This is a genomic window from Rugamonas rivuli (assembly GCF_009380165.1).
In the GTDB taxonomy this organism is placed as follows: domain Bacteria; phylum Pseudomonadota; class Gammaproteobacteria; order Burkholderiales; family Burkholderiaceae_D; genus Rugamonas; species Rugamonas rivuli.
Map to the genome: position 1 here is coordinate 1 of NZ_WHUF01000006.1, position 14,115 is coordinate 14,115.

A 14,115-nucleotide genomic window follows, 5' to 3' on the forward strand; every position below is an offset into this window, starting at 1 on the left:
GCTGGCGTCGTCCGCGCTGCACAGCGCGCGCGGCGGCAGCGGCGTGGGCGGGCGCATCGACGCCAGCGGCCAGGACGTCAGCCTGTTCAGCGCCGTGCTGGACGCTTCCGGCCAGACCCAGGGCGGTCTGGTGCGCGTGGGCGGCGCCTTCCAGGGCGGCACGCCGGCCGCCGGCGCGCCCGACACGGCCCGCTTCGTCACGCGCTGGGGCGGCAGCGCCGCCATCGCCAACGCCGGCACGACCTTCATCAACGACAGCAGCGCGATCGACGTCTCGGCGCGCGGCGCGGCCGGGCAGGGCGGCACCGCCGTGCTCTGGTCGCAGGACCGCACCACCATGCTGGGCACGCTGACGGCGAGCGGCGCGGCCGCCGGCGGCGCGGTGGAAATCTCGTCCAAAAACGATTTGCGCTCGGCCGGCCTGGACAAGGTGACGGTCGGCGCCGGCGGCCAGCTGCTGCTGGACCCGAAAAACCTGATCATCCGCGCCGACGCCAGCCAGTGGAACTACCAGGCCGTCCTCGGCGCCGGCCGCAGCGGCGGCAGCAACGTCAATGTCGGCGGGCTGGAGGCCGGCGACGGCTACGGCGCCGCCGTGGCGCTGAGCGCCTCCGGCACCCAGCTGGCGGTGGGCGCGCCGTACGACGCCGGCCAGGGCAACACGGTCGGCGGCGCCGGCGCGGTGCGTCTGTACACCTTCAGCGACGGCAACTTCGGCGGCGCGGTGCTGAAGGGCACGCTGGGCACCGGCTACACCGGCGCCGGCAACACCAATGTCAGCCTGCCGTCCAACGCGCTGTTCGGTTCCAGCGTCGCCCTCAGCGGCGACGGCCTCACGCTGGCGGTGGGCGCGCCCGGGCAGCAGAGCGGCGCCGGCCAAGTGTACGAATACCGCTACAGCGCCGCAGCCTTCGGCGGCACCATCACCACGGCCACGCTGGCCAATCCGCACGGCTCCTTTGCCGACGCCTTCGGCACCGCGGTCGCGCTCAACGGCAACGGTAGCAAGCTGGCGGTGGGCGCGCTGTACGACACCACGTCCGGCAACAACGCCGGCGCCGCCCACCTGTACAACAATAGCAACCTGGCCGCGATCAGCCGTACCGCCACGCTTACCGGCAGCGGCGGCGACGCGCTGTTCGGCACCGCGCTGGCCTACAACGGCGCCGGCGACCGCCTGGCGGTCGGCGCCATCGGCGAGAACAGCGGCAAGGGCGCGGTCTACCTGTACGACACCAGCGCCGCCACCCCGGCCGTGCTGCACAAACTGAGCGCGGACGTCAGCGGCGGCAACAACACCAACGTGGCGCTGCTGGGCGGCGAATATTTCGGCTCCGCGCTGGCCTTCAACGCGGCCGGCACCCGGCTGGCCGTGGGCGCACCGTCGTCGCCCGCCAACGGCGGCACCAGCCTCGGGCCGGGCGCGGTGCGCATCTACGATTTCGCCGACACCGCCTACGCCACGCCGGTGCTGAGCGCCACGTTCGGACGCGGCTACAGCAGTGCGCCGAATGTCGACGTCCCGCTCAACGACTACGACAGCTTCGGCTACGCGCTGGCGTTGAACGGCGCCGGCGACCGCATGGTGGTCGGCGCGCCGTTCAGCGACGGCGTACAGGCCGGCACCGCCGGCAGCGGCAACGTGCACGCCTTCGCGCTGCTGCCTACGCCGGTGGGCAACCAAACCTACGGCGATGCGAGCGGCGGCACCTCGACCGTCAGCTCGGTCGCGCTGGCCGCGCAACTGGCCGCCGGCGTGTCGGTCGCGCTCCAGGCCAGCAACGACCTGACGCTCGACGGTGACAGTGCGGTCAACGCCGGCGGCGGCGCCGGCTCGCTGACGCTGCAGGCCGGCCGCAGCGTGACGCTCAATTCCGCCATCACGCTGGGCAGCGGCACGCTGACGGTGGTGGCCAACGATAGCAAGCCGACGCCGTCCACCGGCCCGGTCGACGCCGAGCGCGACACCGGCGCCGCCACGCTGACCGTGAACGCCGCCCTGAGCGCCGGCGGTGACGTCAACCTGTCGATCGCCGACGGCAGCGGCAAGACCAACCGCGACAACGGCGCGCTGCTGGTGAACGCGGCCGTCACGGCGCGCAACATCAGCCTGAAGAACCTGGGACCGGCCGACGGCACCGTGCGGCTGGGCGCCGACGGCAAGCTAAGCGCCTCGGGCAGCGGCACCGCCATCGAAGTGGTGGCCGGCCCGGCCGACGGCCTGTTCCTCAACTATTCCGCGCAGGCGACGCCGCTGGGCGTGGGCCTGAACCTGACCGGCGGCGGCCGCTTCCTGGTGTACGCGGCCAACCCGGCCACCAGCCTGGAACGCGTGTCCGGCTACAGCAAGCATTACGGGCAAAGCTACACCGGCAGCACGCCGGCCTATGCCGCGAACGGCAACTGGTTCCTGTACGCGCTCGCGCCTATCCTGACCATCACCGCCAGCAGCGCCACCAGGGCCTATGACGGCCAGCTGGCGGGGCCGCTGAGCTACGTGGCCAGCGGCTACATCGACGGCGATCTCTCCGCCGGTTTGAGCGGCGCGCTGGCGGTGGCGGGCGGCGGCAGGAACGCCGGCAGCTACGCCATCGGCCAGGGCACGCTGGCCAGCGCGATGGGCTACCACATCAACCTGGCCGGCAACGGCGCCACGCTGACGGTCACGCCGAAGGTGCTGACGGTGGCGGCGGCCGGCATCGACAAGGTGTACGACGGCAGCCGCAACGCCAGCGTCAACTACAGCAGCGACGCCATCGCCGGCGACGCGCTCAGCATCAGCGGCAGCGCCAGCTTCGCGGACAAGAACGCGCAGGCCGGCAAGAGCGTGTCCGTCACCGGCATCGCGCTGGGCGGCGCCGACGCCGGCAACTACACGCTGGCCGCCAGCACGGCGGCCACCACCGCCAGCATCACGCCGCGCGCGCTCCACGCCAGCGCCACCAGCGCCGGCAAGGTCTACGACGGCAGCGTCGCCGCCAATGTGACGCTGGGCGACGACCGCATCGCCGGCGACCAGCTGGTGCTGGCCCCGGGCAGCGCCAGTTACGCCGACAAGCAGGCCGGCGCCGGCAAGACCATCACGGTGGGCGGCATCACGCTGTCCGGCGCGGACGCGGGCAACTACGCGCTGGGCGCGGGCAACATTACCACGCACGCCGACATCACGGCGCGCACGCTGAACGTCAGCGCCACCGGCACCAGCAAGGTTTACGACGGCAGCAGCAGCGCCGCCGTCACGCTGGGCGACGACCGCGTCAACGGCGATCTGCTGACCGTGTCCGCCGGCTCCGCCGCCTACGCCGACAAGAACGCCGGCAACGGCAAGGCCGTGACCGCGTCCGGCCTGACGCTGGCCGGCGCCGACGCCGGCAACTACACGCTGGCCGCGCCCACCGCCAGCGGCACCGGCAGCATCACGCAGCGCACGCTCAACGCCGTCGCCACCGGCGCCACCAAGGTGTACGACGGCAGCACCGCCGCCACCGTGGCCTACGGCGACGACCGCGTGAGCGGCGACGCCATCACCTATGGCGGCAGCGCCAGCTACGCCGACAAGAACGCCGGCAGCGGCAAGGCGGTCGCCATCGGCAGCGTGACCATCGGCGGTGCCGACGCCGCCAACTATGTGCTCGCTGTCGCCGGCAACACCACCACCGGCGTCATCACGCAGCGCGCGCTGACAGTGACCGCGGGCGCGGCCACCAAGGTCTACGACGGCAGCACCGCCGCCAGCGTGACGCTGGGCGACGACCGCTTGGGCGGCGACCAGCTGGCGCTGGCCGCCAGCGCCAGTTACGACAGCAAGAACGCCGGCAACCGCAGCGTCGCCGTCTCCGGCATCACCCTGGGCGGCGCCGACGCCGGCAACTACAGGCTGGTCTCGGACAGCGCCACCAGCACCGGCGTCATCACGCCCAAGGCGCTGGCCGTCAGCGTCACCGGCGCGGACAAGGTGTACGACGGCACCGCCGCCGCCCATGTGGACTTCCACGACGACCGCGTCGCCGGCGACCAGTTCAGCTTTGCCGCCAACGCCAACTACGCCGACAAGAACGTCGGCGCCGGCAAGGCCGTCACCGTGACCGGCATCGCGCTGGGCGGCGCGGACGCCGGCAACTACACGCTGGCCGGCTCCACCGCCGCCACCACCGCCGGCATCACCGCGCGCACGCTGACGGCCACCGCCAGCGGCGTCACGCGGGTCTACGACGGCACCACCGCCGCCGTCGCGACCTTGGGCGACAACCGCATCGGCGGCGACCAGCTGACGCTGACCGCCAGCGGCGCCGCCGTCTACGCCGACAAGAACGCCGGCAGCGGCAAGGCGCTCAGCGTCGGCGGCGTGGCGCTGTCCGGCGCGGACGCCGGCAACTACGTGCTGGCGTCGAGCACCGCCGCCGGCACCGGCACCATCACGCAAAAGGCGCTGACGGTCGGCGTGACCGGCGGCGACAAGGTCTATGACGGCACTGTCGCCGCCCGTGTCGACTACAGCGACAGCGGCCGCATCGCGGGCGACCAGTTCACCGTCGGCGGCAGCGCCGTCTACGCAGACAAGAACGCCGGCACCGGCAAGGGCATCACCGTGACAGGCATCGCCCTGAGCGGCACGGACGCGGGCAACTACGCGGTGGCGCCGACCGCCCTGAACACCACCGGCAGCATCACGCCGCGCGCGCTCACTGTGGGCATCGCCAGCGCCGGCAAGGTGTACGACGGCACCACCGCGGCGGTTGTCAGCATGAGCGACAACCGTGTCGACGGCGATGCGCTCAGCATCACCAGCAACGCCGCCAGCTACGCCGACAAGAACGTCGGCAGCGGCAAGACCGTCAGCGTGAGCGGCATCGCGCTGGCCGGCGCCGATGCGCAGAACTACACGCTGTCCGACACCGGCGCCAGCACCCGCGCCGCCATCACGCCGCGCACGCTGACGGTCACCGGCTCCGGCGTGAGCAAGGTGTACGACGGCACCGCCGCCGCCAGCGTGAGCTTCGCCGACAACCGGATCGGCGGCGACCAGTTGGGCGTCGCCGTCGGCAGCGCCAGCTATGTGGACAAGAACGTGGGCGCCAACAAGGCGCTGACCTTCAGCGGCGTCACGCTGTCCGGCGCCGACAGCGGCAACTACGTGCTCGACGTGGTCAACAGCGGCGGCACCGGCGCCATCACGCCGCGCATGCTGAACGCCAGCGCGGCCGGCGTCGACAAGGTTTATGACGGCACCACCGCCGCCGCGCTGGCGTGGAACGACGACCGCGTGCGCGGCGATGTCCTGAGCTATAGCGCCGCCGCCAGCTTCGCCGACAAGAACGCCGGCAGCGCCAAGACTGTCAGCGTGACGGGCGTGACGCTGGGCGGCGCGGACAGCGGCAACTACGTGCTCGTGCCGGGCAATTCGAGCGTGCAGGCCGCGATCACGCCGCGCGCGCTGAACGTCACGGCCAACGTCGCCGGCAAGGTCTACGACGGCACCACCGCCGCCAGCGCCACCCTGAGCGACAACCGCATCAGCGGCGACGTCCTGTCCGTGACCGGCGGCGCGGCGGTCTTCGCCGACAAGAACGCGGGTGCGGCCAAAGCGGTCAGCGTGAGCGGCGTGACGTTGTCCGGCGCCGACGCCGGCAACTATCAGCTGGCATCGGCCACGGCCAGCGGCAGCGCGGCGATCACGCAGCGCAACTTGAGCTTCACCGTCACCGGCGCCGACAAGGTGTATGACGGTGGCACCGCCGCGACGGTGTCCATCAGCGACAACCGCCTCGCCGGCGACAGCTTGAGCTTTGCACCGGTGGCCGCCTTCAGCGACAAGAACGTCGGCTCCGGCAAGACCATCACCCTGTCCGGGCTGTCGCTGAGCGGCGCCGATGCGTCCAACTACCACCTGGTCACAAGCTCCGGCAGCGCCACCGCGTCGATCACGCCGCGCGCGCTGGCCGTCACCGCCAGTGCGCTCGACAAGGTGTACGACGGCACCGTGGCCGCCAGCGTGCAGTTCAAGGACGACCGCGTGGCGGGCGACGAGCTGTCGCTGTCCGGCAGCGCCAGTTTCGCCGGCAAGAACGCCGGCGTGCAGCAGGTGCAGTTGAAAGACGTGACGGCGGCCGGCGCTGATGCAGGCAACTACACGATATCGGTCGGCAGCGCCGGCAGCGCGACCATCACACCGCGCGCGTTGAGCGCCAGCGTGACTGCTGCGGACAAGGTCTACGACGGCGGCACCGCGGCCAGTGTGGCCTTGAGTGTCAACGCGCTGGCCGGCGACACGGTGCGCATCAGCGGCAGCGGCGCGTTCGCCGACAAGAACGCCGGCGCCGCAAAGAGCGTCGTGCTGAGCGGCGTTGAGTTGTCCGGCGCCGATGCCGGCAACTACAAACTCGATGCCGCCAGCCTGAAGGCCAGCGCCGCGATCACGCCGCGCGTGCTGGTCGCCAGCGTGAGCGCCGCCGACAAGGTGTACGACGGCACGCTGGCGGCGCAGTTCGCGGTCAGCGATAACCGCATCGCCGGCGATGTGCTCGACGTGAGCGGCGGCAGCGCCGCCTTCGCGGACAAGAACGCCGGCGCTGGCAAGACCGTGACCGTCAGCGGCCTGTCGCTGGGCGGCGCCGACGCCCGCAACTACAGGCTCGCCTCGTCCAGCGCCACGACCGCCGCCGCCATCGCGCGTAAGGATTTGACCATTACCGCCAACAACCAGACGCGCGCCCCCGGCGTCGCCAACCCTGTGTTGAGCTACACGGTCGGCGGCCTGGTGTCCGGCGACGACGTCGGCGCGGTCAACGCCAGCACCGGCGCCACCGCGCAGTCGCCGGCCGGGACCTACCCGATCACGCTGGCCGGCACCGACCTGCGCAACTACCGTGTGACTTACGTCGATGGCGTGCTGACGGTGCTCAGGCCCGCGGCCCCGGTGACGGACACCATCGGCACTATCGTGCGGCCGCAGATTCCGCTGACGCCGGCCAATCCGGGCGACAACTTGTTCGGCGTGCCGTCGGCGCCGGGCTTGTCGCCGCTGCCGCAACTGGCGCAGCAAACGCCTGCGCAGTCGCCGCAACAGCAACAGGCGGGCGGCAACGCCGCAACGGTCGCCTTGAGCGGCTTCGTCGCCGCGCCGGCCTCCGGGCCTGGTGTAGTGCCGGCCGCCGTCGAAATCTCCACCGCCACGCTGCCGGGTGGGACGCAAGTGGCGTCGCGCGACGGTGGCCTGCGGACGGCGGAATAACAATGCAAACGAAACCAAGGACTGACGTGCATCACAATCACACCGCAGGCGCATTGGCGCTGGCCATTCTGCTCACGCCCGCGCTGGTGTTCGCGCAAACGACTCCGGACGCCGGGCGCCTGCTGGAAACCAATCGTCCGCCGGCGCTGATCGTACCGCCGAAAACCGGTGGCCCCGTACTGCCTGACAATAAAGCCCGCAAGGGTGTGCAGCTGAGCGGCGCGCAGCGCGTGATGGTGCGCCGCTTCGTGTTAGACGGTGCCAGCGCGGTGCCGGAAGCGGCCCTGCAGGAACCGCTCAAACCCTACACCGGCCGCGAACTGAGTTTCGATGAACTGAGCGCCGCCGCCAACGCCGTCACCACCTGCTATCGCGAGCGCGGCTATCTGCTGGCCACCGCCGTGCTGCAGCCGCAGGAACTGGGCCAGGGCGAGGTGCGTATCACCGTGCTGGAAGGGCGCGTCGGCGAGATCAAGCTGCTGCCCGACTCCAGCGTACGTCTGAAGCCGGAACAGGCCCGTCGCTACTTCGACGCGCTGACTCCGGTGGGCCAGCCGCTGCGCGACAGCGCGCTGGAACGCGCGCTGCTGCTGACCGACGACTTCCCCGGAGTGAGCGCACGCGCCGAACTGGCGCCCGGCGCGCGCCTGGGCGAAACCGAACTCGATATCGCGCTGAGCGAAGCGCCGCTGGTCAGCGGCACCGTCGGCGTGGACAATTCCTCCAACCGCTACACCGGCCGCGTGCGCGCACAGGGCGGCATCAACTTCAACGACATCGGTGGCGCCGGCGGCCAGGCCTCGCTGCTCGCTTCGACCACCGGCGCCGACTTCCAGTACCTGCGCGCCGGCTACGTGATGCCGGTGGGGGACTACGGCACCCGCGTCGGCGCCGCCTATTCGGCGCTGCGCTATCGCCTGGGCGCGGAGTTCGCATCGCTCGACGGTTTCGGCGGCGCCAAGGTGGCGCAGCTGCTGCTTACGCATCCGCTGCTGCGCAGCGGCGACAGCAACGTCCAGCTGCGCGCCGGCTACGACAACAAGCGCTACACCAACAACGCCAACGGCGCGCGCACCAGCGACAAGCGAGTCGATACGCTGGCGCTGGGCATCGGCTACAACGGCCAGTCCCGCTGGGCGGGCGGCTACACCAGCGCGTCGCTCGATGTCACGCCGGGCAAGGTCGACCTGTCGGCCAATCCGGCCTCGCTGGCGGCCGACGCCGCCGGCACCCAGGGCCATTTCGTCCGCGCCAATTACCAGGCCAGCCAATACCAGCGGCTGCGCGACGGTTTGATGGTGTCGGCCAGCGTCAGCGGACAGCTGGCCACGGCCAACCTGGAATCGGGCGAGAAAATGTCGCTCGGCGGACCGGGACGGGTGCGCGCCTATCCGGCGGGAGAGGCCAGCGGCGACGAGGGTTATGTGATGACGCTCGAAAGCCACTATGAGCTGCCCGCGCTGAAGTCCGATATCGCGGCCTTCTTCGATTACGGCCACATCACGCTGAACCACAAGGTGTATGAAGGCGCGCTGGCGGCCGGCGGGCCGGGCAACAGCTACAGCTTGAAAGGCGTGGGCCTGGGCTGGAGCTGGCGTCCGCTGGAACGCACCGTGCTGCAGATTCAGGTGGCGGCCAAGGTGGGCAGCAATCCGGCCCGCAACAGCAAGGGCGCCGACGCCGACGGCAGCTCGGCCCGCATGCGCGCCTGGTTCAACCTCTCGACCTACTTCTGACGGCGCGCCGCTTGTCATTTGGTTCAGATTTGGCTACCCTGAATCTCCCACTGAAAAGGAGACGGCCATGTCCTATGTAGACGGTTTTGTGATTCCGGTGCCTAAGGAAAATGTGGAGGCATACAAGAAAATGTCGCTTGAATGCGGCAAGGTCTGGAAGGAATACGGCGCGCTGGAGTTCCGGGAGTGCATCGGTGACGATGTCCCGCCCGGCAAGGTGACGTCGTTCCCGCTCAGCGTCGACCTGAAGGAGGGCGAGGCTGTGGTGTTTTCGTGGATCGTCTACGCATCGCGCGCCGCGCGCGACGAGATCAACGACAAGGTCATGAAGGATCCGCGCATCGCCCACTACATGGATCCGAAGAACATGCCCTTCGATGGCAAGCGCATGATCTTTGGCGGCTTCGAAATGATGATCGATCTGTAGATGCTGTCACTGCGACCCGGTCAGCCGCAGGACGAGGCTTTTCTGCGCAGCGTGTACGCGTCCACCCGCGCCGGCGAGATCAGCCTGTTCGGCTGGCACTCCAGCCAGGCCGAGATCTTCCTGCGCATGCAGTACGACGCGCAGGACCGCCACTTTCGCGGGCACTATCCGCACGGCCGGTTCGATATCGTCGAACTGGACGGCACGCCGATAGGCCGCTTCTATGTCGCGCAGCAGCCGGAGGCTTTCCATGTGATCGACATCGCGCTGCTGCCGCCATGGCAGGGCCGGGGCTACGGCGCCGAACTGCTGCGCAGCGTGCAGCAGCAGGCCGCGCGCGACGGCCTGCATGTGAGTCTGCATGTGGATCGCAGCAATCCGGCGCAACGGCTGTATGCCAGGCTGGGTTTTCAGGATGCCGGCGACGCCGGTTTGTATCGCCTGCTGGAGTGGCGGCCCTAGCTCGCCAACACGGCACGCATCGCGCCGCGCAGTGCGTTGCAGACGACGATTTCATCGGCCGCTTCCAGCATCGCGCGCGTGATGACGGCCTCGCTGGCCTTCCATTGCGGATCGTCCAGCAGCACGCCGCGCATCACGCCCGGCAGCAGGCCGCAGTCCAGTGATGGCGTCAGCCAGCGGCCATCGATGCGCACGAACACATTGGTGCGGCCGCCTTCGGTCAGTTCGCCGCGCTCGTTGAAGAACAGCGTATCGAAAGCACCTTGCGCCTCCGCTTCGCGCCAGGCGGCGTCGTAGCGGCTGCGGATGCTGGTTTTATGGCGCAGGAACAGGTCGCCCGCTTCGGTGGCATCCGGCGCCAGCAGCACGCGCACCGGTTCCGTCAGCGGCGCGATCGGCGCATGCTGCACCGAGAAGGCGCCGGCCGCGTTCAACGCCAGGCGCAGACGGTAGCCGGTGTCGGCGTCCAGCATCGCGCAGGCGGTGTCGAGGTAGGCGTCGGCCGCCGCAGCGTCCCAGGCGTAGCCGAAGCAGGCCGCCGATGCCGCCAGCCGCTTCAGATGACGTTCGCGGTGGCGCACGCCGTTCGCACGCGTGGCGTGCATGGTTTCGAAAATCTCGAAGTCGTTTTTCAGGCCGGTCAGGAAGCGCGCCTTGAGCTGGCATTCGGCGTATTCCTCCTGCGCGTCGCTGTCGAAGACGATGCCGGCGCCCACGCCCATCTCGCCACGGCGTGCGCCGTTCGGGCTGTCCGGCGCTTGCAGCGTCAGCGTGCGGATCGGCACCGACATGCAGAAGTCGCCCACCTTGCCTGCGTCTTTGACCGGATCGAACCAGCCGATGGCGCCGGTGTAGATGCCGCGCGGGTCCGGCTCCAGTTCGCGGATGATCTCCATGGTGCGCCGCTTGGGTGCGCCGGTGATCGAGCCGCATGGGTACAGCGCGTTGAAGATGTCGGCCAGCGTGGCGCCGGCGCGCAGCCTGGCGGTGATGGTGGAGGTCATTTGCAGCACGCTGCTGTAGCGGTGCACCTCGAACAGTGCAGGCACCTCGACGCTGCCGGTCTGCGCGACGCGGGCGATGTCGTTGCGCAGCAGGTCGACGATCATCAGGTTTTCGGCGCGGTTCTTCGGATCGGCGGCCAGCGTGGTGGCGCGCTGGATGTTCTCGGCCGATTGCGCCGGCGGCGCGGCCGGCGCCGTGCCCTTCATCGGCCGCGCGGTCAGCACGCCGTTCTCGTGGCGCACGAACAGTTCGGGCGACAGCGACAGCACGGCGCTGCCGTCCTCCAGCCCCACCAGCGCGCCGTAGGGCACCGGCTGGCGTCCGCGCAGGCGGGCGTATAGCGCGTGGATGCTGCCAAACGCGTCAAAACGCAGCCTGTACGTGTAATTGACCTGGTAGGTGTCGCCGGCCTCGATGTAGTCGTGGATGCGCGCCAGGGCCGCGCTGAACGCGTCCTGCTCGATGTTGGCGCGAATGTTGGCGATGCCCGATGGCCGCTCAATAGGGAAGGAGCGCGCCGCCAGCCAGTCGCCCACCTCGGCCGACGACAGTTGCGCGCACTGCGAGAACAGCAGAATCTGGGCTAAAGGAGGCGCCGGCGTGGCGGAGGATGGCGCGGCGGCAGCACCCAGCTCCAGCAGCTCCGCGCCCAGTTCATAGGCGCAGATGGTGACGGCGTATTGGCCGCGCTCCAGCGCCGCCTGCATCTGCTCCAGCAATTGTGGCCACTGGCCGATATGGTCGCAACGCAGCGTGCCGGTGTGGCCGGTGTACAGGCGCGAACGCGCGTCCGGAGTCTGGGTGCCCTCCGGGCTGGCGTCATCCAGCAGTGCGAAAACTTCGTTCATCATCAACTCAGGCAAGCAGCAGGGCGATCTGCAAAGGCGCGTCCTGCGCCGGGTTATTCTTGAATCCACTCTTGGCATAGCGGTGCCAGCGGCCGATGACGAAGCTGGCCAGCATGCCGGCGCGCGCCTGCACCTCGGCCTCGTGCGCCTGGCCTTCGCTCACGGCCAGCCGCAAGGCCTGCTTCAGCGCCAGTTCGACGCGGTCGTAGAACTGGTTCATGCGCAGTTGCAGCCGCTCGTCCTCGTTCACCAGCGCCTCGCCGATCAGCACCCGCGTCATGCCCGGGTTCTGGCTGGCGAAGTTGAGCAGCATGCCGACGATGTCGCGCGCCTGCGCCAGGCCGTCGCTCTGGCGTTCGGCGATCTGGTTGATCAAGCCGAACACCGACGATTCGATAAACTCGATCAAGCCCTCGAACATCTGCGCCTTGCTGGCGAAGTGGCGATACAGCGCGGCCTCGGAGAACTCCAGCTTGCGCGCCAGCGCGGCGGTGGTGATCTTGTCGCCCTTGGGTTGTTCCAGCATCTCCGCCAGCGCCTGCAGAATCTGCATGCGGCGCTGGCCCGGCGGGTTGCTTGCCATGTGATCTCGCGGATAAGTGAATGGGTGGGTGGATTGTTTTGTTCAGCGCAGATGATGCAGGCGTGCCGGCAAATTCCTGACAGATTTTACTTTGACATCGACATAAGCGGGGCGAATTAACCTTTTTTGCGGATGCGCCAGGCCGACCGCGTCGCCCACTTCCAGGTATTGCGTGACCCAGGCGGTGCGCATGCCCAGCGCGTGCGCGCTCCGCAGATTGGCCAGCGTATCCTCGACCAGCACGCAGCGGCCGGGCGTCAGGCCATGGCGGCGCATCAGTTTGCGCAGCAGCAGCTTGGACGGCTTGGGCCGCATCTGCCGGTGCACCACCATCGACTCCACCGATACGTGGTGGCTGAACTGGCGCTGCAAACCCAGATGGCGCAGCACCTGCGTCGAGTAGCGGTGCGGCGCGTTGGTCAGCAGGATTTTGCGGCCGGGCAGGCGGCGCAACAGCTGGCGCAGTCCGCGTTCGGCACGGATCATGTCGGTCAGCCGCTCGAAGCGGTGGGTCTCGTCGAGAAAATGCGCGGCTTTTACGCCATGGTGCTTGACCAGTCCCAGCATCGTCGCGCCGTAGCGCCGCCAATACAGCGTGCGCGCGGCGTTCACCGCGTCCTCGCCGGCGGGCGTGACGCCGTCGCCCAGCACATTGGCGATGTAGACGTTCATGCTGGCCATGATCGCCGGGAAGATCGCATGCGAGGCGTTGTGCAGCGTGTTATCCAGATCGAATAGCCACACGGGGGAGTTGCGGGTAATAATGTTCACTTCAAGTCAGTCATCTAAGGAAGCCATGCGGGAAGCCATACAGCGCCAGATTATAGTGATGTTCTGGACTTTGCTCTGTTTTACCCTCGCTCCGGCATGGGCGGCCGACAAAGTCCAGGCGCCCAACCACGGCGCCTTGTTCAAGGTGCAGCAGGGCGGACACACACTGTACCTGTTCGGCACCATCCACGTCGGCGCGGCGGATTTTTATCCGCTGGAGCCACGCATCACCGCCGCGCTGAAGAAGGCGCCGGTGCTGGCGCTGGAGATCGATCCGCTGGGCGACCAGCAGCCGCTGATGCGCGCCGTGCAGCGCCACGGCATGCTGACGCGCGGCGGCCCGGCCGGCCCTGAACTGTCGGCCGACTGGCGGCAGCGGCTGGACCGCCTGCTCAAGCAGTACAACATCGAAGCGGAGACGGTGGCGGCGATGAAGCCCTGGCTGCTGGCCAGCCTGCTGACGGTGAGCGAGTTCTCGGCCCAGGGCTACGAGGCGGCGCTGGCGGTGGACGCCCATCTGTCCCGCCAGGCGCACGGGCGCGGCCAGAAGGTGATCGAGCTGGAATCGGCCGAGAGCCAGATGGCGCTGTTCGACCAGATGAGCGCCGCCGAGCAGCTGCAATTCCTGCAAGAGGCCATCGCCGGCATCGAGGACAAGGAGCAGGCCAACCAGGCCCGCGAAATCGCCGACGCCTGGCGCAAGGCCGATGTGATTGCGCTGGACGCGCTGGCGCTCAAGGCGGAGATGGACGACAGCTTCTCCGGCCGCTTCGTGCAGAAGGTGCTGCTGGACGGCCGCAATCCGGCGCTGGCCGACGGCATGGTCAAGCTGATGGCGCGCGAGAACAACTGCGTGGCGGCGATCGGCATACTGCATTTGATCGGTAACGGAAGCGTGCCGGAACTGCTGCGCAAACGCGGCATGACGGTAGAGCGGATGTACTAAGCGGGGGAGGGTGCTGCAGGAAGAATGGTGCCCTTTACGTGGATTGAACACGTGGCCTCTCCCTTACCAAGGGAGTGCTCTACCACTGAGCTAAAAGGGCGTACTG

General features: G+C 69.1%; 8 protein-coding genes and 1 tRNA gene. 5 read left to right on the top strand and 4 right to left on the bottom strand.

Annotated features, from left to right (window positions below; all coding sequences use genetic code 11):
• The 4 genes from GEV01_RS21600 to GEV01_RS21615 form a co-directional block, all read left to right on the top strand.
• Nucleotides 1–7,231 (top strand): YDG domain-containing protein (locus GEV01_RS21600; RefSeq protein WP_152807616.1); only part of this gene is annotated, 7,231 nt, incomplete at its 5' end.
• 26 nt (nucleotides 7,232–7,257) lie between these two features.
• On the top strand, nucleotides 7,258–8,967 hold the full coding sequence (locus GEV01_RS21605) for a ShlB/FhaC/HecB family hemolysin secretion/activation protein (protein ID WP_175023175.1): 1,710 nt from the start codon (nucleotides 7,258–7,260) through the stop codon (nucleotides 8,965–8,967).
• A gap of 67 nt (nucleotides 8,968–9,034) precedes the next feature.
• The gene (locus GEV01_RS21610) at nucleotides 9,035–9,394 is read left to right on the top strand and encodes a DUF1428 domain-containing protein (RefSeq protein WP_152807618.1); all 360 of its coding nucleotides are present in this window, start codon (nucleotides 9,035–9,037) and stop codon (nucleotides 9,392–9,394) included.
• A complete protein-coding gene (locus GEV01_RS21615) occupies nucleotides 9,395–9,856 on the top strand; it encodes a GNAT family N-acetyltransferase (protein WP_152807619.1) in 462 nt (153 codons plus the stop codon). It begins immediately after the preceding gene.
• On the opposite strand, the gene pabB is transcribed toward GEV01_RS21615, so the two are convergent.
• The 3 genes from pabB to GEV01_RS21630 are packed head-to-tail and all read right to left on the bottom strand — an operon-like array spanning nucleotide 9,853 to nucleotide 13,063.
• Nucleotides 9,853–11,712, bottom strand: a complete 1,860-nt coding sequence (gene pabB, locus GEV01_RS21620) for an aminodeoxychorismate synthase component I (protein ID WP_152807620.1) — start codon at nucleotides 11,710–11,712, stop codon at nucleotides 9,853–9,855. The two genes, GEV01_RS21615 and pabB, sit on opposite strands and share 4 nt — an antisense overlap.
• Nucleotides 11,713–11,716: 4 nt before the next feature.
• A complete protein-coding gene (slmA, locus tag GEV01_RS21625; RefSeq protein ID WP_152807621.1) occupies nucleotides 11,717–12,292 on the bottom strand; it encodes a nucleoid occlusion factor SlmA in 576 nt (191 codons plus the stop codon).
• A gap of 42 nt (nucleotides 12,293–12,334) precedes the next feature.
• The gene (locus GEV01_RS21630; RefSeq protein ID WP_328595587.1) at nucleotides 12,335–13,063 is read right to left on the bottom strand and encodes an HAD-IA family hydrolase; all 729 of its coding nucleotides are present in this window, start codon (nucleotides 13,061–13,063) and stop codon (nucleotides 12,335–12,337) included.
• Nucleotides 13,064–13,088: 25 nt separating this feature from the next.
• Between GEV01_RS21630 and GEV01_RS21635 the strand changes: the two genes are divergently transcribed.
• Entirely contained in the window at nucleotides 13,089–14,009 is a 921-nt protein-coding gene (locus GEV01_RS21635; RefSeq protein ID WP_152807622.1) for a TraB/GumN family protein, read from the top strand.
• A gap of 25 nt (nucleotides 14,010–14,034) precedes the next feature.
• Here GEV01_RS21635 and GEV01_RS21640 read toward each other — a convergent pair.
• A tRNA-Thr gene (locus tag GEV01_RS21640) sits at nucleotides 14,035–14,109 on the bottom strand.
• Between the last annotated feature and the right edge of the window lie 6 nt (nucleotides 14,110–14,115).

Bases quoted from the DNA above. Each gene is read 5' to 3' on its own strand.
- pabB (WP_152807620.1), bottom strand. From the start codon at position 11,712: ATGATGAACGAAGTTTTCGCACTGCTGGATGACGCCAGCCCGGAGGGC.
- slmA (WP_152807621.1), bottom strand. From the start codon at position 12,292: ATGGCAAGCAACCCGCCGGGCCAGCGCCGCATGCAGATTCTGCAGGCG.
- GEV01_RS21610 (WP_152807618.1), top strand. From the start codon at position 9,035: ATGTCCTATGTAGACGGTTTTGTGATTCCGGTGCCTAAGGAAAATGTG.
- GEV01_RS21635 (WP_152807622.1), top strand. From the start codon at position 13,089: ATGCGGGAAGCCATACAGCGCCAGATTATAGTGATGTTCTGGACTTTG.
- GEV01_RS21615 (WP_152807619.1), top strand. From the start codon at position 9,395: ATGCTGTCACTGCGACCCGGTCAGCCGCAGGACGAGGCTTTTCTGCGC.